This window comes from Streptomyces sp. NPDC000404 (assembly GCF_040300365.1).
In the GTDB taxonomy this organism is placed as follows: Bacteria; Actinomycetota; Actinomycetes; order Streptomycetales; family Streptomycetaceae; genus Streptomyces; species Streptomyces ramulosus.
Window position 1 is genome coordinate 393563 of sequence record NZ_JBEPDN010000008.1, and the last position, 23215, is coordinate 416777.

Consider the following 23215-nt stretch of genomic DNA (forward strand, 5'->3'; position numbering starts at 1 on the left):
ACGAAAGTGTCAACTGTGAGCGAGACCACGCACGACAGTGCGGTCGCCATGAGTGCCCCGCCATCCCCCGACGACGGGCTCACCCCTGCCCAGCTGGCCCAGAAGTACGGGCTGTCGCAGAGCGGTGCCCGGCCCGGCCTGTTCGAATACGTCCGGCAGCTGTGGGACCGGCGCCACTTCATCGCCGCCTTCTCCAGCGCCAAGCTGACCGCGCAGTACAGCCAGGCGAAGCTGGGCCAGGTCTGGCAGGTGGCGACGCCGCTGCTCAACGCGCTGGTGTACTACTTCATCTTCGGTCTGCTCATGGGCGGCCGGGGCAGCATGACGAACGACGTCTACATCCCGTTCCTGGTGACCGGTGTCTTCGTCTTCACCTTCACCCAGAGCTCGGCGATGGCCGGTGTCCGGGCGATCTCCGGCAACCTCGGTCTGGTGCGCGCGCTGCACTTCCCGCGCGCCTCGCTGCCGATCTCGTTCGCGCTCCAGCAGCTCCAGCAGCTGCTGTTCTCGATGATCGTGCTGGTCATCGTCCTGCTCGGGTTCGGGCACTACCCGTCGCCGGCGTGGCTGCTGGTGTTCCCCACGCTCGTCCTCCAGTACGTCTTCAACACCGGTCTGGCCATGATCATGGCGCGCGCCGGTGCGAAGACCCCGGACCTGGCGCAGCTGCTGCCGTTCATCATGCGGACGTGGATGTACGCGTCCGGCGTCATGTACAACCTGACCGAGCAGCTGCGGAACAAGCACGCCGCCGAGTGGGTCATCAACCTCCTGGCCTCGAACCCGGCGTCGGTCTACATCGACCTGATGCGCTTCTCGCTGCTGGGTCACGGTTTCAACCGCGCCGATCTGCCGCCGCATGTCTGGGCGCTGGCCCTCGGCTGGGCGCTGGTCGTCGGCGTCTTGGGCTTTGTGTACTTCTGGAAGGCTGAGGAGCGTTACGGCCGTGGCTGAGCAGCAGCAGGACACCGGCGCCACCGCGCAGGCGGCTCCGGCCACCCCCACCGTGATCGCCGACGATCTGCACATCGTCTACCGCGTCTACGGCGGCAGCAGCGGCAAGGGCAGCGCCACCGCGGCGCTCAACCGGATCATCCGCCGCAAGCCGGGCGGCAGCGTCCGCGAGGTGCACGCGGTCAAGGGCGTCACCTTCACCGCGTACCGCGGCGAGGCCATCGGGCTGATCGGCTCCAACGGCTCGGGCAAGTCGACGCTGCTGCGGGCCATCGCCGGTCTTCTGCCGGCCGAGCGCGGCAAGGTCTACACCGACGGCCAGCCCTCGCTGCTGGGCGTGAACGCCGCGCTGATGAACGACCTGACCGGCGAGAAGAACGTGGTGCTGGGCGGGCTGGCGATGGGCATGTCCCGTGACCAGGTCCGCGAGCGCTACCAGGGCATCGTCGACTTCTCGGGGATCAACGAGAAGGGCGACTTCATCTCGCTGCCGATGCGCACCTACTCGTCCGGCATGGCGGCCCGGCTGCGGTTCTCCATCGCCGCGGCGAAGGACCACGACGTGCTGATGATCGACGAGGCGCTGGCCACCGGCGACCGCAAGTTCCAAAAGCGTTCCGAGGCCCGCATCCGTGAGCTGCGCAAGGAGGCCGGTACGGTCTTCCTGGTCAGCCACAACAACAAGTCGATCAGGGACACCTGCGACCGGGTGCTGTGGCTGGAGAAGGGCGAGCTGCTGATGGACGGCCCGACCGACGAGGTCATCAAGGCGTACGAAAAGGAGTCGGGCAAGTAGTCCGCCTCCGGCCCGGGCCCCCGCGAGACCGCTCGCGGGGGCCCGGCGGTCGTCATGGGCCGGTCAACTCCGGCAGGTCGGAGGGGAGTCGGGGCCGGTGCGGCGCCGGGCCTGACGGTCCCCGGGGGCGCGGGACCCGGTCATCCGTCGCGAAGATCTACCGCGTAAGCTGTACAGGTACTGATCAGAATAAGTGGTATAAGTCGGGCAATGCTCGCCATTTGCGAGCTTCGAACGGTCCTGTCGGGCGTAGCGTGTCCGAAATGGGATGTTTTGGCTTGGCGGTGTAGAACGGGAGACGTGACGGCAATGGCTACTGGACCGCTCCGGCTCCGAAACGCGCCGGGCAGACTTCGGTGAGCCGAGAAACGGCCCAGGCCCCCGCAGGCCGGCCGCTGGACGATCCCTCGCGCGCCGTCCTCGACCAGGCCGCTCACGAGAACTTCCCGGTCGCGCCCTTCTTCCTGCCCCGCGCCTGGCGCGGCGACCTCATGGCCGTCTACGGCTACGCCCGGCTGGTCGACGACATCGGCGACGGCGACCTCGCCCCCGGCGGCGGCGACGCCGTCCTCCTCGGGCTGGAGCGCGCACGGGCCGACGACCGCCCCGCGCTGCTCGACGCCCTCGAAGCCGACCTGCACCGCGTCTTCAGCGACCGCGCCCCCGGCCCCCGCCACCCGCTCCTGCGCCGCCTGGGCCCGACCGTCCGCCGCTGCGGGCTGACCCCCGAGCCCTTCCTCGGCCTGATCGAGGCGAACCGCCAGGACCAGCGGATCTCGCGCTATGCGACCACCGCGGACCTGGACGCGTACTGCGAGCTGTCCGCCAACCCCGTCGGCCGCCTCGTCCTCGGCATCACCGGCACCACCAGCCCCGAACGCGTCCGGCGCTCCGACGAGATCTGCACCGCGCTGCAGATCGTCGAACACCTCCAGGACGTCGCCGAGGACCTGGCCCGCGACCGGATCTACCTCCCCGAGGAGAACCGCAAGCGCTTCGGCGTCACCGAGACCGACCTCGCCGCCCCGCACGCCTCGCCCGCCGTGCGCGCGCTGATCGCCCACGAGGCGGACCGCGCCGCCCGGCTGCTGGACGCCGGAGCGCCCCTGCTGGGCAGCGTGCACGGCCGGCTGCGGCTGCTGCTGGCCGGCTTCGTCGGCGGCGGGCGCGCCGCCCTGCGGGCCATCGCCGACGCCGACCACGACGTACTCCCCGGACCGCCCAAGCCGACCAAGCTCAGCCTGCTGCGCGCGGTGGGGGCGACATTGCGAAGAGAGGGGTGAGTCGGACCGTGGAGGAAACCGCACAGCCATCCGCGCCGGTGCTCGCCGCATACCGCTACTGCGAGGCCGTCACCGGGCACCAGGCCCGGAACTTCGCCTACGGCATCCGGCTGCTGCCGGTCGCGAAGCGGCGGGCCATGTCGGCGCTGTACGCCTTCTCCCGCCGCGTCGACGACATCGGCGACGGCGCCCTGGAGCCGGCGGCCAAGCGCGCCCGGCTGGAGCACACCCGGGCGCTGCTGGGCCGCGTCAAGGACGGCGAGATCGAGGAGGACGACACCGACCCGGTCGCCGTCGCCCTCGCCGACGCCGCCCGGCGCTTCCCGCTGCCCCTGGTCGGGCTCGACGAGCTGATCGACGGCGTCCTGATGGACGTCCGCGGCGAGACCTACCGCACCTGGGACGAGCTGAAGCTCTACTGCCGCTGTGTGGCCGGGGCCATCGGCCGGCTCTCGCTCGGCGTGTTCGGCACGGTGCCCGGCGCGCCGGACGCCGCGCGCGCCCCCGAGTACGCCGACACCCTCGGCCTCGCCCTGCAGCTCACCAACATCCTGCGCGACGTCCGCGAGGACGCCGCCAACGGCCGCACCTACCTGCCCTCCGAGGACCTGGCGAAGTTCGGCTGCTCGGCCGGGTTCGACGCGCCGGTGCCGCCGCCCGGCGCGGACTTCGCCGGTCTGGTGCACTTCGAGGCCACCCGCGCCCGCGCGCTCTTCGCCGAGGGCTTCCGGCTGCTGCCGATGCTCGACCGCCGCAGCGGCGCCTGCGTCGCGGCGATGGCGGGGATCTACCACCGGCTGCTGACCCGTATCGCCGACAACCCGGAGGCCGTGCTCCGCGGCCGGGTGTCGCTGCCGGGCCGGGAGAAGGCGTTCGTCGCGGTGCGCGGCCTGTCCGGTCTGGACGCCCGCGCGGCGGGCCGCCGTGCCACCGGGAGGCGCTGATGTACGACCGCACCACCGCACGGTCCGGCCACCCGGGGGCCCGGCCGACGCACCCCGCGGCGCCCGGGGCAACCCTCCCGGTGATCATGGCGTCCCTGAGGACGGCACCAGGGGAGGACACATGACAGCCGGAGCACGGCGCACCGGCGGCGCGGTGGTGGTCGGCGGCGGGCTGGCCGGTACGGCGGCCGCGCTGGCGCTCGCCGACGCCGGCGCGCGCGTCACCCTCGTCGAGGGCCGCCCGCGCCTGGGCGGTCTGGTCTTCTCCTTCCGCCGCGAGTTCGGCGGCGGCGAGCTGAGCGTCGACAACGGCCAGCACGTCTTCCTGCGCTGCTGCACCGCCTACGGCGCCTTCCTGGAGCGGCTCGGCGCCACCGGCCTGGTGCCGCTCCAGGACCGGATGGACGTCCCCGTCCTCGACGCCGACCGGATGCGGCTGGGCCGGCTGCGGCGCACCGCGCTGCCCGTCCCGCTGCACCTCGCGGGCAGCCTCGCCCGCTACCCGCACCTGACCGCCGCCGACCGCGCCTCGGTGGTCCGCGCCACCCTCGCGCTGGGCCGCCTCGACCTCGACGACCCGGCGCTCGACGCGGTCGACTTCGGCAGCTGGCTGCGGAGCCACGGCCAGTCGGCCCGCGCCGTCGAGGCCCTGTGGGACCTCGTCGGCGTCGCCACCCTCAACGCCCCCGCCGGCGCCGCCTCCCTGGGACTTGCCGCCAAGGTCTTCAAGACCGGGCTGCTCTCCGCGCCCGGCGCCGCCGACATCGGCTGGGCCAAGGTCCCGCTCGGCGACGTCCACGACACCCTCGCCCGCACCGCCCTGGAGAAGGCCGGCGTCCGCGTCCTGCTGCGCACCCGCGCCACCGGCCTCACCCGTACGGAGTCCGGCTGGCGCGTCGCGCTCGCCGACGGCCCCGAGGCCGCCGAGGCGCTCGACGCCGACACCGTCGTGACCGCCCTGCCGCAGCGCGAGACCCACGCCCTGCTCCCCCAGGGCACCCTTGATGACCAGGACCGGCTGCTCGACATCGGCACAGCCCCGATCCTCAACCTCCACGTCGTCTACGACCGCAAGGTGCTGCGCCGCCCGTTCTTCACCGCGATCGGCTCGCCGGTCCAGTGGGTCTTCGACCGCACCGACACCTCGGGCCTCGCCGCCCTCCCCGAGGGCGCGGGCTGCCAGTACCTGGCGGTCTCCCAGTCGGCCGCGCAGGAGGACATCGGGCAGCCGGTCGCCAAGCTGCGCGACCGCTACCTCCCGGAGCTGGAGCGGCTGCTGCCCGCGGCGCGCGGCGCCCGCGTCCGCGACTTCTTCGTCACCCGCGAGCGCACCGCGACGTTCGCCCCCACCCCGGGCGTCGGCAGGCTCCGCCCCGCCGCCCGTACCCGTACCCCCGGCCTGTACCTGGCCGGCGCGTGGACCGCCACCGGGTGGCCCGCGACCATGGAAGGCGCCGTGCGCAGCGGTCATGCGGCCGCGCGTCACGCGCTCACCGAACTCGGCTTCCCCCGGGGCCGGCTGCCCCGGGAGGCAGCATGACAACGCGCACCAGCGCTCGCATGAGCACGAGCATCGGAAACAGAGGAGAAACCGTGAACCCGGCTTCCCCAGCTATCGACACCGAGAGCGTCACCGCGCTGCTGGAGCGCGGGCGCACGCTCGCCACTCCCGTGCTGCGTGCCGCCGTGGACAGACTCGCCCCTCCCATGGACACCGTCGCCGCCTACCACTTCGGGTGGATCGACGCCGCGGGTCACCCCTCGGCGGGCGACGGCGGCAAGGCGGTACGTCCCGCGCTCTCCCTACTGTCCGCCGAGGCCGCGGGCGCGGCGCCGGAGGTCGGCATCCCCGGCGCGGTCGCCGTCGAGCTGGTGCACAACTTCTCGCTGCTCCACGACGACCTGATGGACGGCGACGAGCAGCGCCGCCACCGCGACACGGTGTGGAAGGTGCACGGCCCCGCCCAGGCGATCCTGGTCGGCGACGCGCTCTTCGCCCTCGCCAACGAGCTGCTGCTCGAACTCGGCACCGTCGAGGCCGGGCGCGCCACCCGCCGTCTGACCACCGCCACCCGTAAGCTGATCGACGGTCAGGCGCAGGACATCTCGTACGAGCACCGCGAGCGGGTCACCGTCGCGGAGTGTCTGGAGATGGAGGGCAACAAGACCGGCGCGCTGCTGGCCTGTGCCGTCTCCATCGGTGCGGTGCTCGGCGGCGCCGACGACCGCACCGCCGACACCCTGGAGCGCTACGGCTACCACCTCGGCCTCGCCTTCCAGGCGATCGACGACCTGCTCGGCATCTGGGGCGACCCGGAGTCCACCGGCAAGCAGACCTGGAGCGACCTGCGCCAGCGCAAGAAGTCGCTGCCGGTCGTCGCCGCGCTGGACGCCGACGGCCCGGCCTCGCGCCGGCTCGCCGAGATCCTGGCCGCCGACGCGAAGAAGTCCGAGGACGAGATCGCCGACTTCACCGAGGAGGAGTTCGCCTCCCGCGCCGCGCTGATCGAGGAGGCCGGGGGCCGCGAGTGGACCTCGCAGGAGGCCCGCCGCCAGCACGCCACGGCCATCGCCGCGCTCGACGAGGTGGAGATGCCCGAGAAGGTCCGCGCACAGCTCGTCGCCCTCGCGGACTTCGTCGTCGTACGACAGAGATGAGCGCTATCGACACGAACTGATCGCAGTCGCCGGCCGGTGCCAGCCGGGCGCCGGCCGACGGAATCCCTGAGCACGCTTCACAGTTCACTGCAGAAGGGGAAGCCATGACAGCGACGACCGACGGAAGCACCGGGGCGCTGCCGCCCCGGGCCCCCTCGGCCAGTGATGCCGCCGGTCCCACCCAAGATCCGGCGGGCATCGCACAGCAGGCCCGGCGTGCGACGGAGCGCGCCACCGCACATCTCCTCTCCGTCCAGGACCCCGCCGGCTGGTGGAAGGGCGACCTGGAGACCAACGTCACGATGGACGCCGAGGACCTGATGCTCCGCCAGTTCCTGGGCATCCCGGACGCGCGGACCACCGAGGCCGCCGCCCGGTACATCCGCGGTCAGCAGCGTGAGGACGGCGCCTGGGCCACCTTCTACGGCGGGCCCGGCGATCTCTCCGCCACCATCGAGGCGTACGTCGCCCTGCGGCTGGCCGGGGACGCCCCCGACGCCCCGCACATGGCACGCGCCGCGGCGCGGGTCCGGGAGGCCGGCGGGATCGCCGCGTCCCGCGTCTTCACCCGCATCTGGCTGGCCCTCTTCGGCTGGTGGCGGTGGGAGGACCTCCCCGAACTCCCGCCGGAGCTGATCCACCTCCCGAAGTGGTTCCCGCTCAACATCTACGACTTCGGGTGCTGGGCGCGGCAGACGATCGTGCCGCTCACCATCGTCTCCGCCAAGCGCCCGGTACGCCCCGCGCCGTTCGCCCTCGACGAGCTGCACACCGACCCGGCCCGCCCCAACCCGCCGCGCCCGCTCGCGCCCGCCACCACCTGGGACGGCCTCTTCCAGCGCCTCGACCGGGCGCTGCACCACTACCACAAGGTCGCCCTGCGCCCGGTGCGCGCCGCCGCGATGCGCTCCGCGGCCCGCTGGATCATCGAACGCCAGGAGAACGACGGCTGCTGGGGAGGCATCCAGCCGCCCGCCGTCTACTCCGTCATCGCCCTGCACCTGCTCGGCTACGACCTCGACCACCCGGTCCTCAAGGCGGGCCTGGCGTCGCTGGACCGCTTCGCGGTGTGGCGCGACGACGGCTCCCGCATGATCGAGGCGTGCCAGTCGCCGGTCTGGGACACCTGCCTGGCCACCATCGCGCTCGCCGACGCCGGGCTGCCCGCCGACCACCCCGCGCTGGTCAAGGCCGCCGACTGGATGCTCGCCGAGCAGATCGACCGCCCCGGCGACTGGACGGTGCGCCGCCCGCACCTGCCCTCCGGCGGTTGGGGCTTCGAGTTCGAGAACGACAACTACCCGGACATCGACGACACCGCCGAGGTCGTCCTCGCGCTGCGCCGGGTCGACCACCCGGACCCGCGGCGGATCGAGGAGGCCGTGGAGCGCGGGGTGCGCTGGAGCGCCGGGATGCAGTCGCGCAACGGCGCATGGGGCGCGTTCGACGCGGACAACACCAGCCCGTTCCCCAACCGCCTGCCGTTCTGCGACTTCGGCGAGGTCATCGACCCGCCGTCGGCGGACGTCACCGCCCATGTCGTCGAGATGCTCGCCGACACCGGCCGCGCCGGTCATCCGCGCGCCCGGCGCGGCATCGCCTGGCTGCTGGCCGAACAGGAGCCCTGCGGCGCGTGGTTCGGCCGCTGGGGCACCAACTACCTCTACGGCACCGGCTCGGTGCTGCCCGCCCTCGCCGCGGCCGGCATCCCCGGCTCGCACCCGGCCGTCCGGCGCGCCGTCGCCTGGCTGGAGCGGGTGCAGAACGCCGACGGCGGCTGGGGCGAGGACCAGCGCTCCTACCAGGACAAGGAGACCTGGACGGGCCGCGGCGCCTCCACCGCCTCGCAGACCGCCTGGGCGCTGATGGCGCTGCTGGCCGCCGGTGAGCGGGACGGCGAGGCCGTCCGGCGCGGGGTGCGCTGGCTGGCCGACACCCAGCTGCCGGACGGTTCCTGGGACGAGCCGTACTTCACCGGCACCGGCTTCCCCTGGGACTTCTCCATCAACTACCACCTCTACCGCCAGGTCTTCCCGCTGACGGCGCTCGGCCGCTACGTGGCCGGCGGACCGGCCGCCGCACCGCTGGGGGCCTGATGACGGGAGGGCCCCCGCCGGAGGGCGAACCGCCCCTGCTGATCGCCTGTGCGCTCGGCATCGAGCGGTTCGCGCTGCGCGGCGGGGGCCGTGCCACGACCGCGCCCGCGCGGGTCACGCTCCGCACCGGCATGGGGCCGGGCGCCGCCGAACGCGCCATGGAGCGGGCGCTCGCCCCGGGCGCGCCCACCGCGCACTCGCCGGTGATCGCCAGCGGCTTCTGCGCCGGGCTCGCGCCGGGCATGCGCCCCGGCGACGTGGTGGTCGCCGAGCGGACCCGCGACCACCGACCGGACGCATCCGAGGTGATCTGTCACGGCGGCCCGCTGGCCGAGGCGCTGCGCTCGCGCGGGCTGAGGGTCCACACCGGGCTGCTCCAGGGCAGTGACCACGTGGTACGCGGTGCGGAGCGGGCGGCGCTGCACGCCGCGGGCGCGGTCGCGGTGGACATGGAGTCCGCCGCGACGCTGCGCGCGGCGCGGGCGGCGGGCGACCGCCCGGTTGCGGCCGTCCGGGTGGTCGTGGACGCTCCAGAACATGAACTGCTGCGCCTGGCGACCCTGCGCGGAGGAATATCGGCCTTCCGCGTCCTGCGGTCAGTCCTTCCTGTTTTCTTCGAATGGCACCGTTCTTTGCTGCTCCCCTGGAGGTGAGCCAGATGGCCATGCCGCTTCGCCAGTCCATCCGGGTCGGGACCTATCTCTTTGAACAGAAGCTGCGGAGGCGCGAGAAGTTTCCGCTGATCGTCGAGTTGGAGCCGCTGTTCGCCTGCAACCTCAAGTGCGAGGGGTGCGGAAAGATCCAGCATCCGGCGGGCGTGCTCAAGCAGCGGATGCCGGTGGCGCAGGCGGTGGGGGCGGTGCTGGAGTCCGGTGCCCCGATGGTCTCCATCGCCGGCGGCGAACCCCTGATGCACCCTCAGATCGAGGAGATCGTCCGGCAGTTGGTGGCCCGCAGGAAATACGTCTTCCTCTGCACCAACGCGATGCTGCTCCGTAAGAAGCTGGAGAAGTTCACGCCGTCGCGGTACTTCGCCTTCGCGGTGCACATCGACGGGATGCGCGAGCGCCACGACGAGTCCGTCGCGAAGGAGGGCGTGTTCGACGAGGCGGTGGCCGCCATCAAGGAGGCCAAGCGGCGCGGCTTCCGGGTCACCACCAACTCCACCTTCTTCAACACCGACACCCCGCAGACCATCATCGAGGTGCTGAACTTCCTCAACGACGACCTCCAGGTCGACGAGATGATGCTGTCGCCCGCCTACGCCTACGAGAAGGCGCCCGACCAGGAGCACTTCCTCGGCGTCGAGCAGACCCGGGAGCTGTTCAAGAAGGCGTTCGCCGGGGGCAACCGCAGCCGCTGGCGCCTCAACCACAGCCCGCTCTTCCTCGACTTCCTGGAGGGCAAGGCGGACTTCCCGTGCACCGCATGGGCGATCCCCAACTACTCCCTCTTCGGCTGGCAGCGCCCCTGCTACCTGATGAGCGACGGCTACGTCCCCACGTACCGGCAGCTCATCGAGGAGACCGACTGGGAGAAGTACGGCCGCGGCAAGGATCCGCGGTGCGCCAACTGCATGGCGCACTGCGGCTACGAGCCGACCGCCGTGCTCGCCACCATGGGGTCGCTCAAGGAGTCGCTGCGCGCGGCGCGCGAGACCGTCGCGGGCAACCGTGACTGACACGCCCGCCGGAGCGGCCCGGGCGCGCACCGCCCGGACCGCCGGACGAGAGGGGGAAGGGGAGCCACCGGTGACCGGTTTCGATCTGGGCGCGCTGCTGGCCGAGCGCGGCGGCGAACGCTACGACCTGCACCGCCGCCATCTCAACCACCAGCTGCCGCGGATGCTGCACACCCTCGGCTTCGACAAGGTCTACGAGCGGGCCGAGGGCGCGTACTTCTGGGACGCCGACGGCCGGGACTACCTCGACATGCTGGCCGGATTCGGGGTGATGGGCCTGGGCCGCCACCACCCGGTCGTCCGGCAGGCGCTGCACGACGTCCTCGACGCGCAGCTGGCGGACCTCACCCGTTTCGACTGCCCGCCGCTGCCCGGTCTGCTCGCCGAGAAGCTGCTGTCCCACACGCCCCATCTGGACCGGGTGTTCTTCGGCAACAGCGGCACCGAGGCCGTCGAGACCGCCCTGAAGTTCGCCCGCTACGCCACCGGGAAACCGCGCGTCCTGTACTGCGCCCACGCCTTCCACGGCCTGACGACCGGCTCCCTGTCGGTCAACGGCGAGGACGGCTTCCGCGACGGCTTCGCGCCGCTGCTGCCGGACACCGCGATCGGGCTGGGCGATCTGACGGCGCTGGAGCGCGAGCTGCGCCGCGGGGACGTCGCGGCGCTGATCGTCGAGCCGATCCAGGGCAAGGGCGTGCTGCCGACCCCGCCCGGCTTCCTCGCCGCCGCCCAGGAACTGCTCCACCGCCACAAGGCCCTGCTGATCGCCGACGAGGTGCAGACCGGCCTCGGCCGCACCGGCGACTTCTTCGCCCACCAGCACGAGCCGGGCGTCGAGCCGGACCTGGTCTGCGTCGCCAAGGCGCTCTCCGGCGGCTACGTCCCCGTCGGCGCGACGCTCGGCAAGGACTGGATCTTCCAGAAGGTCTACTCGTCCATGGACCGGGTGCTGGTGCACTCCGCCAGCTTCGGCGCCAACGCCCAGGCGATGGCGGCGGGCCTGGCGGTGCTCGCCGTGATGGAGGACGAGCAGCTCGTCGCGCGCGCCCGCCGCACCGGCGATCTGCTGCGCACCCGGCTGGCCGCGCTCACCGACCGGTACGAGATGCTGCACGAGGTGCGCGGCCGGGGACTGATGATCGGCATCGAGTTCGGCCGCCCTAAGTCGCTGGGGCTGCGCGGCCGCTGGACGATGCTCCAGGCCGCCCGCAAGGGCCTGTTCGCGCAGATGGTCGTGGTGCCGCTGCTCCAGCGGCACCGCATCCTCACCCAGGTCTCCGGCGATCATCTGGAGGTCATCAAGCTGCTCCCGCCGCTGATCATCGGCGAGCGGGAGGTGGACCGCTTCGTCGACGCGTTCACCGCCGTCATGGACGAGGCACACGCCGGCTCCGGCCTGCTGTGGGACTTCGGCCGGACGCTGGTCAAACAGGCCGTCGCCCACCGCTGACGGGGCGGCACACGGGAGGGGAGCAATGAGCGACGACGTCACGGTGCGGGCCGTCAACGCGATGACGGCCCGCTGGGCCCGGGCGGCCGTGGGGGAGCGGGGCACCGTCCTGGCCGCCGCCGGGGTCTGGCCGCTGCTCGCCCTGCTCACCACCCCGGCCGCGGGCCCGGCCCGGGCGGAGCTTGCCCGGGCCCTCGGCACCGCCCCGGAGCGCGCGATGGATGAGGCCCGGGCGCTGCTCGCCGCGCTGGACGCGATGGACGGCACCGACGCGGCCGCCGGGGTGTGGGCCGCCCGCTCCGTGGGGCTGCGCCCGGAGTGGCGCGCCCGGCTGCCGGAGGGCGCGCTCGGCGAGCTGACCGGCGATGCGGCCGCCGACCGCGCCGCGCTGGACGCCTGGGCGCGGCGCGGCACCGACGGCATGATCGAACGGATGCCGGTGGCCGTCGGCCCCGGGACGCTGCTGGTGCTGGCGAGCGCGCTGCTGCTGCGCACCACCTGGCGGACGCCGTTCGCCGAGCGCCCGCTGCGCCCCGCCGAGGGCCCGTGGGCCGGGCGGACGCTGACGGAGCTGTACCGCCGCACGGAGAACGGAGAGCAGCTGCGGGTGCACGCCACCCCCGACGGTCCGCTGACCGACGCCCGGGTCGCGGGCACGAACGGCCTCGACGTCCATCTGCTGCTCGGCCCCGAGCGGCTGCCGGGCGGTGCGGTGCTGGCGCACGGGGTGGCGGCGCTCGGCGGGGCGTACCCGGTGACGCCGGGCGCGGACGGGAGCGGCCCGGGGCTGGCGGTCTCCTCGGTGCCGTCCGCGCACGGCCGTCCGCTGACCGAGCTGTCCGCCGCGCGGTGGACCGTCGACGCCGACCACGATCTGCTGCGGTGGCCCGAGGTGTTCGGGCTCGGCGCGGTGGCGCGGGCGTCGGCCGGGCACTTCCCGGGGATCGCGGTGCGGCCGCTCGCGGTCTCCGCGGCGCGGCAGACGGCGACGGCGACGTTCGGGCCGCTCGGCTTCCGGGCGGCGGCGGTCACCGCGATCGGGATGCGCGCGGCGGGCATGGCGCTGCCGCCGCCGCTCCGCTCCAAGCTGGTGACGGCGCGCTTCACGCGGCCGTTCGGCTTTCTGGCGGTGCACCGGGCGAGCGGTCTGGTGCCGGTCGCCGGGTGGGTCACCGACCCCGATCCGTACCCGGCGGTGTGAGGGCCGGGCGCGGATGCCGGGGCGTGGGCGTCAGCCCTCCAGGAGCTGGTCGCGCAGCCGCTCGCGGACGGCGGGGGTCAGGCCGAGCCCCTCGGTGAGGTAGCTCTCGGTCGAGCCCCAGGTCGCGGCGATCGCGTCGTAGGCGGCCGCGAGATAGCCGGCGTCGGCGCCGAACAGCGGCGACAGCAGCTCCATGATCTCGGGGGACATCGCGGCGGGGGAGTTGTCCGAGCGGCGGATCTTGTAGCGCCGGTGCGGGTCGTTCGACTTGAGGTAGTCGGCCTCGATCGCGTCCCGCTCGACGCCGACGGCGAGCAGCGTGACGGCGACCGACAGCCCGGCGCGGTCCTTGCCGGCGGCGCAGTGCAGCAGCGCGGGCGTGCTGTCCTCGGCGAGCGCGTGCAGCAGCCGGCTGTGGTCGGCGGTGCGGGTGGTGATGATGTGGCGGTAGCTCTTGGCCATCCGGGCGGCCGCCTTGCCGTCGCCGAGTATCTGCCGCAGCTGGTCCAGCGCGCCGTCGCGGACCATGGTCCAGAACTCCGCGCCGTCGGCCGGGTCGGTCAGCGGGATGTTGACGTTCCGTACGCCGGGGAGGGTGACGTCCGGGCCTTCGAGGGAGATGTCGGCGGCGTTGCGGAAGTCGAAGACGGTGTGGAGGCCGAGGCCCGCGAGGAAGGCGGCGTCGGCGTCGGTCGCGTGCGCGAGATGGCCGCTGCGAAAGAGCCGCCCCATGCGTACCCGTCGCCCGTCCACGGTCGGCAGCCCGCCCACGTCGCGGAAGTTGCGGACCTCCACGAGAGGGGAATCGGCCGGTGGGACCTGCGGCGTCTGCGTCACGGGCGCTCCTCGGTTCGGCCGCCGGCGCGGTCGCCGGCGAGACGTGGCCGCCCCCGACGATACGACACGGGTGCCGCAGGCAACCATGGTGGGAAACGACGCTTCCGGACCGGAGGCGACGCTTCCCCGGCAGAGTGCTCCGCTCTTCGGTGACACCTGGCGATCGTTGCGTATTCCAACTTGAAGAGAATTTGACCGGGTGGTGTTAATCACCTCCCGTCAACCCCTGGTTACGGTGGCGTAAGTCACTTCTCACGGTGAAGTATGTCCTGACGTGGGAGACGATTCGAAAAACATCAGCAGCGGCGCCGTGCGCGCCATCGGGTCGTACGCAGCCGTCGGGGACAGCTTCACCGAAGGAGTCGGGGATCCGGGCCGTGACGGGGCGTACATCGGTTGGGCGGACCGCCTCGCGGTCCTCCTCTCGGACCAGCGTGCGGAGGGCGAGTTCCGCTACGCCAACCTCGCGGTCCGCGGCCGGCTCCTGGACCAGATCGTCGAGGAGCAGGTGCCCCGCGCCAAGGAGCTGGCCCCCGAGCTGGTGACCTTCTGCGCGGGCGGCAACGACATCCTGCGGCCCGGCTCCGACCCGGACGCCGTCGCCGAGCGGTACGAGGCGGCCGTCGCGGACCTGCGCGAGACCGTCGGCACGGTCCTGCTCTGCACCGGCTTCGACACCCGCGGCATCCCCGTCCTCAAGCATCTGCGCGGCAAGATCGCGACCTACACCGCGCACGTCCGCGCCATCGCCGACCGGCACGACTGCCCGGTCCTCGACCTCTGGTCGCTCAAGTCCGTCCAGGACCGGCGTGCCTGGAGCGACGACCGGCTGCACCTGTCCGCCGACGGCCACACCCGCGTCGCGCTCCGCGCCGGCCAGGTGCTCGGTCTCCAGGTCCCCGCCGACCCGGACCAGCCCTGGCCCCCGGAGGCGGAGCGGTCGGCCGCCGACGCCCGCCGCGACAACATCCACTGGGCGCGCGAACACCTGGTGCCGTGGATCGGCCGCCGGCTGCGCGGCGAGTCCTCCGGCGACCACGTCGAGCCCAAGCGCCCGGACCTGCTGCCCCTGTAGACGGAGCGCGACGGCCCCGGAATCCCGCTCAGGGATCCGGGGCCGTCGCCGTGTCCGGGCCTGCGCTGCCCGGAGTCAAGGGATGGTGTCCTCGCGCGCCACCTCGGCCCATACCACCCGGCCGCCGCCGTGCTCGTCGGGCCGGGTGCCCCAGTTCCGCGAGAGCGCGCCCACCAGGAAGAGGCCGCGGCCGCTCTCCTTGTCCACGCTGCCCGGGCGGACCCGCGGCCCCGCCGCGCCCGCCCCGCCCTCATCGGTGACGGCTATCCGCACGTACCCCGCGTGCAGCGACAGCTCGCAGCCGACCCGCCGGCTGGCGGTGTGCCGCAGCGCGTTGGTGAACAGCTCGCAGACCACCAACTCCACGTCGTCGCGGACGCGTTGGCCGGTGCCCCAGGCGTGCAGCAGCGCCGTGACCCGCCGCCGTGCCTCGGGGACGGAGGTGCGGCACGCCGGCAGATGGAACGCGTCCCGGCGCCCGGCGGTACGGCCGCGGGGCGCCAACGAAGGGGCGTTGCTGGAGGAAGCCACTACGCAACTATGTGCGATGCCGATGATCGATGGCAAGGATCAATCTGCAAATTACAGAATCGGATTATGCAGTCTGTTCGCGTAACTGACGGCATGACACACTGCTGCCCGGAAGCAGGCAGAAGGGATCGGACGTGGTGGAAGCACGGTCGGGCGGGGCACCGACCGTCCTGCGGGTGGTGCTCGGAAAACGGTTGCAGGACCTGCGCGAGAAGGCCGGCCTCTCCTTCGAGCAGGCCGCCGCGGCCCTCGACGTCACCCACGCGACGGTACGGCGGATGGAGAAGGCCGAGGTCGGCCTCAAGATCCCGTACGTGGAGAAGCTGCTGGCCACCTACGGGATCACCGACCCGACCGAGATCGGCGGCTTCGTCTCCCTGGCCCGCGAGGCCAACCGCCCCGGCTGGTGGCACCGCTTCCGCGATGTGCTGCCCGACTGGTTCAGCGCCTACGTCAGCCTGGAGAGCGAGGCGAACCTCATCCGCGGCTACCAGCCCGCGTACGTCCCCGGGCTGCTGCAGACCGAGGAGTACGCGCGGGCGGTGCTGCGCGCCGGGATGCCGCACGCCGCCGACGACGACATCGACCGCAGCGTCGCGCTGCGCATGGAACGCCAGTCCCTGCTCACCCGCGAGAACGCGCCGACGCTCTGGGTGGTCATGGACGAAACCGTTCTGCGCCGCCCGATCGGCGACGACCCGCAGGTGATGCGCGACCAGATCGCCCGCCTCGCCCAGGCCACCGCGCTGCCCAACGTCCGGCTGCAGATCATCCCGTTCGCCGCCGGCCCGCACCCCGCGATGTACGGGCCGTTCCACATCTTCCGCTTCCCGATTCCGGAGCTGCCGGACATCGCGTACGCGGAGAGCCTCGTCGGAGCCCAGTACTTCGACCAGCGCAACGACGTCTCGCAGTTTCTGGAGGCCCTCGACCGGATGTGTGCGCAGGCCGCACCGGCACACGCCACCGAGGACATCCTGGGTGGCTTTCGCAAGGAGATCTGAACCATGGATCGCATACGCATCTACAACGGCATGCCCGCCAAGGAACTGGGCACCGACGGCTGGCACAAGCCCTGGAGCGGCGGCAACGGCGGCGAGTGCGTCGAGGCGATGAGACTGGGCGACGGCCGCGTCGCGCTGCGCCAGTCCACCGACCCCGACGGCCCCGCGCTGATCTACACCCACCACGAGATCGTCAGCTTCATCGAGGGCGCCAAGGCCGGTCACGCCGACTTCCTGCTGACCGGCGGGCCGCACCGCCACCCGGAACGGAGAACGGTATGAGCGACGTGGAGATCGTCCGGGGGCCGCTGAGCCCGCCGCTGCCCGACGGCACCGGCCACGGCGGCTTCCGCCCCGAGGAGATCGACACCGGCACCCCGCACCCGGCCCGGATGTACGACTACTACCTCGGCGGTCGCGACAACTACGAGGTCGACCGGATCGCCGCCGACCGCGTCATCGAGGTCCACCCGCAGGTGAGGCTCAGCGCCCGCGCCAACCGCGCGTTCCTCGGCCGCGCGGTGCGCACCCTCACGGACGGCGGCATCCGCCAGATCCTCGACCTCGGCACCGGCATCCCCACCTCACCCAACACCCACGAGGTGGCCCGCGCGAGCGCCCCGGACACCCGGGTCGTCTACGTCGACAACGACCCGATCGTCGCCACCCACGCCGGGGCGCGCCTCACCGACGCCGACCGCACCGGCTTCGTGCTCGGCGACGTCCGCGACATCCGCTCCGTCCTGGCGCACCCCACCGTCCGGCGGCTCATCGACTTCGACCGGCCGGTGGCCGTGCTGCTCCTCGCGGTGCTGCACTTCGTCCGGGAGGACGAGGACCCGGCGGGCATCGTCACCGCCCTCGCCGACGCCCTGCCCGCCGGCAGCCACCTGGTGCTCTCGCACGCCACCGACGAGCCCTACGAGGAGTTCGCCGGCGGCCGCGTCGACGTCACCGCGCGCGACGGCGTCGTCAACGTCTACAAGAACGCCACCGCCCCCCTCACCATCCGCTCCCGCGCCCGGATCACCGAACTCCTCGAACCCTTCACGCTGCTGGAGCCCGGCGTCGTCCGCGTCCCGCTGTGGCGCCCGGACGGCGCGCTCCCGGACGCCGAGGAGCTGAACAACACCATCTTCTACGGGGCGATGGGCCGGAAGGACTGACCGCGCGGGCGGCGGCCCCGGGCCCTGCGCTCAGGCCGGAACGGTGTCCGCCGCCCCCGCCCGCGGCTCCCCGCCGGCCCACGCGGCCAGCGCCGCCGCGTCCAGCGGCGCGGTGTGCGTCCCGTGCGCGACACAGGCGTGCGCGCCCGCGAGCGCACCCCGGCGCGCGCACTCCCCGAACTCCAGCCCGGCGAGATGCCCGTGGAGGAACCCGCTGGTGAACGCGTCACCGGCGCCGTTGCTGTCCACCACCGGGCCGGGCGGCACGGCCGCCGGGACATGACGCGGGCTGCGGTCCTCCGCGCCGAGAAGATACGCGCCCCCGGCGCCCGCCGTCGCGATCACCGCGGACGCCCGGCCCTCCCGCAGGATCTCCCGCATCACCGCCCCGATCCGCTCACCCGCCCCCGCGGTGCTCAGGAACACCAGGTCGGAACGGAACGCGAACTCCTTGTGGTGGCAGGTGAGTCCGTCCCAGTCGTGCAGATCGGTGGAGACCGGCAGTCCCAGCGCGGCGATGTCGTCGTACAGGAACCGCGTGAAGTGGGTGATCGACAGATGGACGTGCCGGGCGCGGCGCAGCGCGGGGAGATAGTGCTCGGGCGGCATCCGCAGGTCGAGCGGGTCGCGGGCGTCGTGGAGCGAGGTGCGGCGGCCGTCCGGGGCGACGAGGTTCACCGAACGGCGGGTGCCGTGCGGGGAGATCAGCGGCCGGAAGTCGACACCGGTGCCGGCCAGCCGCTCCCGGATCAGCGAGCCCTGCGGGTCGTCGCCGATGAAGTCGAGGAAACCGGTGCGCAGTCCGAGCGCGGCGCAGCCCAGGGCGACGCCGGTGCCGGTGTGGCCCGCGTACTCCACCACCGGCGGCACCGGCACGGAATCGGCCGCGGGGACCGGCAGGGTGGGGACCCGTACGACGGTGTCCACCCCCGATCCGCCGACGACCACGACGTCGTAGGGCTCGGTTCCCGGCTGATGTGTCACAGGCGCATCCCTGGCTGGTGGCGGCGGTCTGCGGACAGGCCGCGTCCGCAGGCCGGATTCTAGCCACAAGATGCCGCAAATCGGGGCGACAGGTACAGACCCTAGGAGGGCCGACGGGAGTAGGGAAAACGTGTGCGACAACGCACCGGGCACCGGCGCTCCCCCTCGGCGCCGCGGCCGGACGGAGACGCCGGACGGGCGTTGACAAGGCAGGACGAGGGCTGAAGTGTGGGCTCCGCAAACGGAGTTGATCACGTGGGGCGGGTGGCCGAGCGGCGGCCGACCGAGGGGAGCGGGCATGGCACAGCAGCACACCGGCGGCGCGCGGGACGCCGTGGTGATCGGCGGAGGGCTGGCCGGAATGCTCGCCGCCACCGCCCTGTTGGGCCACGCCGACACCGTCACGGTCCTCGAACGCGACCGCTACCCGGAACACCGCGGCTTCCGCAAGGGCGTCCCCCAGGCACGCCACACCCACATCCTCCTCACCGGCGGGCAACACGCCCTGGACGACCTGCTGCCCGGCAGCTGCACCGCCCTCGCCGACGCGGGCGCCCACCGCCTCGACCTGCCGCGCGACCTCCTCACCCGCACCCCCAGCGGCTGGCCGCGCCGGTTCGACGAAGGCCGCCACCACACCCTCAGCGTGACCCGCCCGGTGCTCGACGCCGTCGTCACCGAACGCGCCCGGGCCGCGTTCGCCCGCTCCGCCACCCGCGTGGAGGTGCGCGAGGCCACCGAGGTCACCGGCCTCACCGGTGACGCCGGGCGGGTCACCGGCGTCCGCATCCGCCCACGCGAGGGCGGCGCGCCCCACACCCTCACCGCCGGCCTCGTCGTGGACGCCTCCGGACGCAGCTCCCGCGCTCCCCGCTGGTACGCCGAACTGGGCCTGGCCGCCCCGCAGGAGGAGAGCGTCGACACCGGCCTCGGCTACGCCACCCGCCGCTACCGCCCCGGCCCCGGCACCACCCCGGACACCGGCGTCAACGTGCCCCACTGGCCCAGCTCCCCGCGCGGCGGCTGCTACCTCCCCGTCGAGGACGGAATCTGGCTGCTGACCCTCGCCGGCATGCGCGGCGACCACCCGCCCACCGACCCCGAAGCGTTCCTCGCCTACAGCGCCACCGTCGGCGACCCCTACCTCCACTCCCTGGTCTCCCGCGCCGAACCGCTCACCCCCGTCCACGGCTTCCACGACACCCGCAACCGCCGCCGCCGCTACGAGCGCCCCGGCGCCGCACCGAAGGGCTTCCTCGTCCTCGGGGACGCGCACTGCACCTTCAACCCCGTCTACGGCCAGGGCATGTCGGTCGCCGCCCTGGGCGCCCGCGCGCTGCGCGACACCCTGGCGCGCACCGGCGGACCGCTGCCGGACGCCGCCGCCACGGCCCAGCGGGAGATCGCCGCCGTCACCGATCCGGCGTGGGTCGCCGCGGTCGGCGCCGACCTGCCCTACCTCCGCGACGCCGACGAGAAGCCGTCGGCCGGGGAGCGGCTGACCGCCTGGTACTTCGACCGGCTGGCGGCCCGCGCCGCCCTCGACCCGGTTGTCGGCGCCGCCCTCCGCGACGTCTTCTGCCTCACCGCCCCGCTGCCCCGCCTCTTCGGCCCCCGCATAGCCGCCCGCACCGTCCTGCTGCCCCGCCGCCCGGCACTCCCCGCACCGCCGACGACGCCCGAGCCGGTCTGACCCACGGGCACCCCGCCCGCGCCAGCCACGGCGCACACCAGCCCGGCGCACGCCCCCGAAAATCCGGTGCGCCGCGGGCGGCGCCCGCCGGAAACTGGGGCATGACCTGGACGACGACAGCCGATCCCGATGCCTTCGAAGCCGCCGCCGGGCCCTTCCTGAGAGCCCGGCCCGTGGCCCACACCATGCTCCTCTCCGTCGCCGCCACCGTCCGCGCGACCGGCGCCGACGCCTACGGCGACCACCCGCCCCACTACGGCTGGTGGCAGGAGAACGACGAGACCGCCGCCTTCCTCTGGACGCCGCCGCGCCCGGTATTGCTCGCGACCATGCCCGAGCGGGCCGCGAGCGCCCTGGCCGACACCCTCACCGCCGAGGGGCGGCGCGTCCCGGGCGTCGGCGGCGACCACGCGGCCGTCGACGCCTTCGCCGCCACCTGGCTGCGCCACCACGGCGGCACCGCCCGCACCGGCGAACGCAGCCGCCTCCACCGCCTCGGCACACTCGTGCCCCCGCACCCCGGCCCGCCGGGCGCCGCCCGCCCGGCCACCACCGCCGACCGCGCCCTCGTCCTGGAGTGGTTCGCGGCCTTCGCCGCCGACGCCGGCGTCGCCCCGCCGCGCGACGCCCGTACGGTCGACGACCGCATCGCCCACGGCCGGGTGCTGCTCTGGGAGGACGCCGGACGCCCCGTGGCGATGGCCGCCCACACCGGCGCGGAGGACGGCATCACCCGCGTCGCCCCCGTCTACACCCCACCCGAACTGCGCGGCCGCGGCTATGCCGGCGCCGTGACGGCGGCCCTCTCCCAGGCGGCCCGCGCCACCGGAGCCCACGAGATCCTCCTCTACACCGACCTCGCCAACCCCACCGCGAACGCCCTCTACCGCCGCCTGGGATACGAGCCGGTGCAGGACCGCCTGGTCGTGGAGTTCAGCGAAGCGGATGCGGCCGGGGCGGGGACTGCCACGGAGTGAGGGAGCCGGGAGCGGGCCTTCGGGCGCGGACCGACGCCCGGTCGGCGGTCCGGGTCCCGCCGGGCACCGGACCGCCGAGCCGGAGCCGGGCCGGCCAGGGCCGCCCGGGGACGCGGGTCGCGCCGCTCCCCACGCGGAGAGAGGGTGTGGAGGTGCCCGGGCGCCACGGCCGTCCGGGTGGGCCGGGGCGGAACCCGCGGTCCGCCCGGTCCGTTCCACGTGGCGACCGCCCGACATTGGAGGTTCCGTGACCGGTCCCCGCCCCCGCCGTACGCCGTGGCAGGCGCTGCGCCCCGCGAGCTTCGGCGCCGCACCCACCGGCGAGCGACTGGCCAGGATGCGCCGGTCACCGCAGTTCGTGGACGGCCAGTTCCGCAACCCCACACCGACCGGCCGGCTGCTGAACGGCTCCGCGCTGCCGATGGCCCGCTCCCAGCTGCACCGCGAGGCCCGGCTGCGCCGCGCCCCCGCCGCCCCGATACCGCTGCACCGCCCGGCCCCGGGGGAGACCGCCGGGCCTCCGCGCAGCGGACTGCGTATCACCTGGATGGGGCATTCCAGCGTGCTCGCCGAGATCGACGGCCACCGGGTGCTCTTCGACCCGGTGTGGGGCGAGCGCTGTTCCCCCTTCTCCTGGGCCGGTCCCAAGCGCCTGCACCCGGCCCCCGTCGAGCTGGCCACGCTGGCGCCGGTCGACGCGGTGGTGATCTCCCACGACCACTACGACCACCTCGACATGGCGACGATCCAGAACCTGACCGCCACCGGCGCCGCCTTCGTGGTTCCCCTCGGCATCGGCGCCGACCTGGAATTCTGGGGCGTATCGCCGTCCCGCATCACCGAGCTGGACTGGCACGAATCCACCCGCGTCGGTGAACTGACCCTCACCGCCACCCCCGCCCAGCACTTCTGCGGCCGTGGCCTGCGCGGACCCCAGCACACCCTGTGGGCCTCCTGGGTCGTCGCCGGGCCCGGGCACCGCATCCACCACAGCGGCGACACCGGCTACTTCCCCGGCTTCGCCGAGATCGGCGAGCGCCACGGCCCGTTCGACCTGACGATGATCCAGATCGGCGCCTACAGCGAGTTCTGGCCCAGGAACCACACGGACCCCACACCGCTGCCCGGCGCATGGCCGGACATCCACATGACACCGGCCCAGGGCGTTCAGGCCCACCTCGACCTCCAGGGAGGCCGTCCGGCCGGAGCGCTGCTGCCGATCCACTGGGGCACCTTCAACCTCGCCCCGCACCCGTGGGCGGAGCCGGCGGAGTGGACGAAGGACGCGGCCGAGGAGGCCGGCCAGCCGGTGGCGTTCCCGTGCCCCGGTGAGCCGTTCGAGCCCGCCGGAAGGCTGCCCGAGGAGCCGTGGTGGCGGGCCGTCTCCCATCCGATCGCCCACCCGTGGCGCCGCCCCCGGGCCGCGGAGGTCGAGGTGGCGGAGCCCAGCGCGGATCTGGACGTCGCGGGCGAGCGCTGAGCCGGTGAGGACGTACCCCCCGTCGGGCCGTACTTTCGGGGTCATGTAGGTTGTTCGAGTTGCCGCGAAGCTGTCAGGTCTTTGCGGCGGCCATCCGCCGCATTGCGGCACACCACTACCGCACGGCTCCTCACCGGGACGAATTTCGGCATGCCCGAAATTCACACCGCGGCGCGATTATGCGTCACCGAGGAAATCCGCTAACGTAGTGACCACGCCAAGGCGCCGCAAAAGAAAGTAAGCGGACCGAGGCAAACCCTCCGACGGGTAATCGGAATCGAATTTCGGACCGGAAACGGCGCGGATCGGATCTGATAGAGTCGGAAACGCAAGACCGAAGGGAAGCGCCCGGAGAGCCTGGTGAAACAGGCACAAAGGAAGCGTCCGTTCCTTGAGAACTCA

Annotated in this window: 21 protein-coding genes; 18 read left to right on the forward strand and 3 right to left on the reverse strand. The window is 73.3% G+C overall.

Annotated elements, in window-relative coordinates; genetic code table 11:
• The first annotated feature begins 15 nt into the window (after positions 1 to 15).
• The 11 genes from ABT345_RS18350 (at position 16) to ABT345_RS18400 (ending at position 13066) form a co-directional block, all read left to right on the forward strand.
• A complete protein-coding gene (locus ABT345_RS18350) occupies positions 16 to 954 on the forward strand; it encodes an ABC transporter permease (protein ID WP_345076556.1) in 939 nt (312 codons plus the stop codon).
• A complete protein-coding gene (locus tag ABT345_RS18355) occupies positions 947 to 1750 on the forward strand; it encodes an ABC transporter ATP-binding protein (RefSeq protein WP_345076554.1) in 804 nt (267 codons plus the stop codon). The genes ABT345_RS18350 and ABT345_RS18355 overlap by 8 nt, the downstream gene beginning before the upstream one ends.
• Before the next feature lie 356 nt (positions 1751 to 2106).
• Positions 2107 to 3033, forward strand: coding sequence for a squalene synthase HpnC (gene hpnC, locus ABT345_RS18360; RefSeq protein WP_345076552.1), 927 nt, complete (start codon positions 2107 to 2109; stop codon positions 3031 to 3033).
• The gene (hpnD, locus tag ABT345_RS18365) at positions 3030 to 3977 is read left to right on the forward strand and encodes a presqualene diphosphate synthase HpnD (protein WP_345076550.1); all 948 of its coding nucleotides are present in this window, start codon (positions 3030 to 3032) and stop codon (positions 3975 to 3977) included. Before hpnC ends, hpnD begins: the two co-directional genes overlap by 4 nt.
• Positions 3978 to 4098: 121 nt before the next feature.
• Positions 4099 to 5517, forward strand: coding sequence for a hydroxysqualene dehydroxylase HpnE (gene hpnE / locus ABT345_RS18370; protein ID WP_345076548.1), 1419 nt, complete (start codon positions 4099 to 4101; stop codon positions 5515 to 5517).
• A 20-nt stretch (positions 5518 to 5537) separates the two neighbouring features.
• Positions 5538 to 6635, forward strand: a complete 1098-nt coding sequence (locus ABT345_RS18375; protein WP_345076546.1) for a polyprenyl synthetase family protein — start codon at positions 5538 to 5540, stop codon at positions 6633 to 6635.
• Positions 6636 to 6739: 104 nt separating this feature from the next.
• Positions 6740 to 8731 (forward strand): squalene--hopene cyclase, encoded by a 1992-nt coding sequence (gene shc, locus ABT345_RS18380; RefSeq protein WP_345076544.1) that lies wholly within the window; start codon positions 6740 to 6742, stop codon positions 8729 to 8731.
• Positions 8731 to 9384, forward strand: a complete 654-nt coding sequence (locus ABT345_RS18385) for a phosphorylase family protein (RefSeq protein WP_345076542.1) — start codon at positions 8731 to 8733, stop codon at positions 9382 to 9384. Before shc ends, ABT345_RS18385 begins: the two co-directional genes overlap by 1 nt.
• Before the next feature lie 5 nt (positions 9385 to 9389).
• Entirely contained in the window at positions 9390 to 10412 is a 1023-nt protein-coding gene (gene hpnH / locus ABT345_RS18390) for an adenosyl-hopene transferase HpnH (protein WP_345076540.1), read from the forward strand.
• A 70-nt stretch (positions 10413 to 10482) separates the two neighbouring features.
• Positions 10483 to 11865, forward strand: a complete 1383-nt coding sequence (locus ABT345_RS18395) for an aspartate aminotransferase family protein (protein WP_345076538.1) — start codon at positions 10483 to 10485, stop codon at positions 11863 to 11865.
• 25 nt (positions 11866 to 11890) lie between these two features.
• Positions 11891 to 13066: a serpin family protein gene (locus ABT345_RS18400; RefSeq protein WP_345076536.1), complete on the forward strand. Its 1176-nt coding sequence runs from the start codon at positions 11891 to 11893 to the stop codon at positions 13064 to 13066.
• Positions 13067 to 13096: 30 nt separating this feature from the next.
• Here ABT345_RS18400 and ABT345_RS18405 read toward each other — a convergent pair whose 3' ends face one another.
• Entirely contained in the window at positions 13097 to 13903 is an 807-nt protein-coding gene (locus ABT345_RS18405; protein ID WP_345076534.1) for a tyrosine-protein phosphatase, read from the reverse strand.
• A gap of 274 nt (positions 13904 to 14177) precedes the next feature.
• On the opposite strand from ABT345_RS18405, the gene ABT345_RS18410 reads away from it, so the two are divergent.
• A complete protein-coding gene (locus tag ABT345_RS18410; protein WP_345076532.1) occupies positions 14178 to 14978 on the forward strand; it encodes an SGNH/GDSL hydrolase family protein in 801 nt (266 codons plus the stop codon).
• 75 nt (positions 14979 to 15053) lie between these two features.
• Here the strand turns inward: ABT345_RS18410 and ABT345_RS18415 are convergent, their stop codons facing one another.
• Positions 15054 to 15509, reverse strand: a complete 456-nt coding sequence (locus ABT345_RS18415; RefSeq protein WP_345076530.1) for an ATP-binding protein — start codon at positions 15507 to 15509, stop codon at positions 15054 to 15056.
• Between the two features lie 134 nt (positions 15510 to 15643).
• Here ABT345_RS18415 and ABT345_RS18420 point away from each other — a divergent pair, with 134 nt between their 5' ends.
• Genes ABT345_RS18420 through ABT345_RS18430 form a run of 3 tightly spaced genes read left to right on the forward strand, consistent with a single transcriptional unit; the run spans position 15644 to position 17679 of the window.
• A complete protein-coding gene (locus ABT345_RS18420) occupies positions 15644 to 16513 on the forward strand; it encodes a Sco1979 family transcriptional regulator (RefSeq protein WP_345076528.1) in 870 nt (289 codons plus the stop codon).
• Positions 16514 to 16516: 3 nt separating this feature from the next.
• Positions 16517 to 16795 (forward strand): DUF397 domain-containing protein, encoded by a 279-nt coding sequence (locus ABT345_RS18425; protein WP_345076526.1) that lies wholly within the window; start codon positions 16517 to 16519, stop codon positions 16793 to 16795.
• The gene (locus ABT345_RS18430; protein ID WP_345076524.1) at positions 16792 to 17679 is read left to right on the forward strand and encodes an SAM-dependent methyltransferase; all 888 of its coding nucleotides are present in this window, start codon (positions 16792 to 16794) and stop codon (positions 17677 to 17679) included. The genes ABT345_RS18425 and ABT345_RS18430 overlap by 4 nt, the downstream gene beginning before the upstream one ends.
• A gap of 30 nt (positions 17680 to 17709) precedes the next feature.
• On the opposite strand, the gene ABT345_RS18435 is transcribed toward ABT345_RS18430, so the two are convergent.
• On the reverse strand, positions 17710 to 18663 hold the full coding sequence (locus tag ABT345_RS18435; protein WP_345076522.1) for a carbohydrate kinase family protein: 954 nt from the start codon (positions 18661 to 18663) through the stop codon (positions 17710 to 17712).
• 298 nt (positions 18664 to 18961) lie between these two features.
• Between ABT345_RS18435 and ABT345_RS18440 the strand changes: the two genes are divergently transcribed.
• The 3 genes from ABT345_RS18440 (at position 18962) to ABT345_RS18450 (ending at position 22813) form a co-directional block, all read left to right on the forward strand.
• Complete coding sequence (locus ABT345_RS18440; protein ID WP_345076520.1) at positions 18962 to 20356, forward strand: NAD(P)/FAD-dependent oxidoreductase; 1395 nt, start codon at positions 18962 to 18964, stop codon at positions 20354 to 20356.
• Between the two features lie 101 nt (positions 20357 to 20457).
• A complete protein-coding gene (locus ABT345_RS18445) occupies positions 20458 to 21333 on the forward strand; it encodes a GNAT family N-acetyltransferase (protein WP_345076518.1) in 876 nt (291 codons plus the stop codon).
• A gap of 247 nt (positions 21334 to 21580) precedes the next feature.
• Positions 21581 to 22813 (forward strand): MBL fold metallo-hydrolase, encoded by a 1233-nt coding sequence (locus tag ABT345_RS18450; RefSeq protein WP_386461217.1) that lies wholly within the window; start codon positions 21581 to 21583, stop codon positions 22811 to 22813.
• The last annotated feature ends 402 nt before the right edge of the window (positions 22814 to 23215 follow it).

Bases quoted from the DNA above. Each gene is read 5' to 3' on its own strand.
- hpnE (WP_345076548.1), top strand. From the start codon at position 4,099: ATGACAGCCGGAGCACGGCGCACCGGCGGCGCGGTGGTGGTCGGCGGC.
- ABT345_RS18375 (WP_345076546.1), top strand. From the start codon at position 5,538: ATGAGCACGAGCATCGGAAACAGAGGAGAAACCGTGAACCCGGCTTCC.
- shc (WP_345076544.1), top strand. From the start codon at position 6,740: ATGACAGCGACGACCGACGGAAGCACCGGGGCGCTGCCGCCCCGGGCC.
- ABT345_RS18385 (WP_345076542.1), top strand. From the start codon at position 8,731: ATGACGGGAGGGCCCCCGCCGGAGGGCGAACCGCCCCTGCTGATCGCC.
- hpnH (WP_345076540.1), top strand. From the start codon at position 9,390: ATGGCCATGCCGCTTCGCCAGTCCATCCGGGTCGGGACCTATCTCTTT.
- ABT345_RS18400 (WP_345076536.1), top strand. From the start codon at position 11,891: ATGAGCGACGACGTCACGGTGCGGGCCGTCAACGCGATGACGGCCCGC.
- ABT345_RS18425 (WP_345076526.1), top strand. From the start codon at position 16,517: ATGGATCGCATACGCATCTACAACGGCATGCCCGCCAAGGAACTGGGC.
- ABT345_RS18430 (WP_345076524.1), top strand. From the start codon at position 16,792: ATGAGCGACGTGGAGATCGTCCGGGGGCCGCTGAGCCCGCCGCTGCCC.
- ABT345_RS18440 (WP_345076520.1), top strand. From the start codon at position 18,962: ATGGCACAGCAGCACACCGGCGGCGCGCGGGACGCCGTGGTGATCGGC.
- ABT345_RS18445 (WP_345076518.1), top strand. From the start codon at position 20,458: ATGACCTGGACGACGACAGCCGATCCCGATGCCTTCGAAGCCGCCGCC.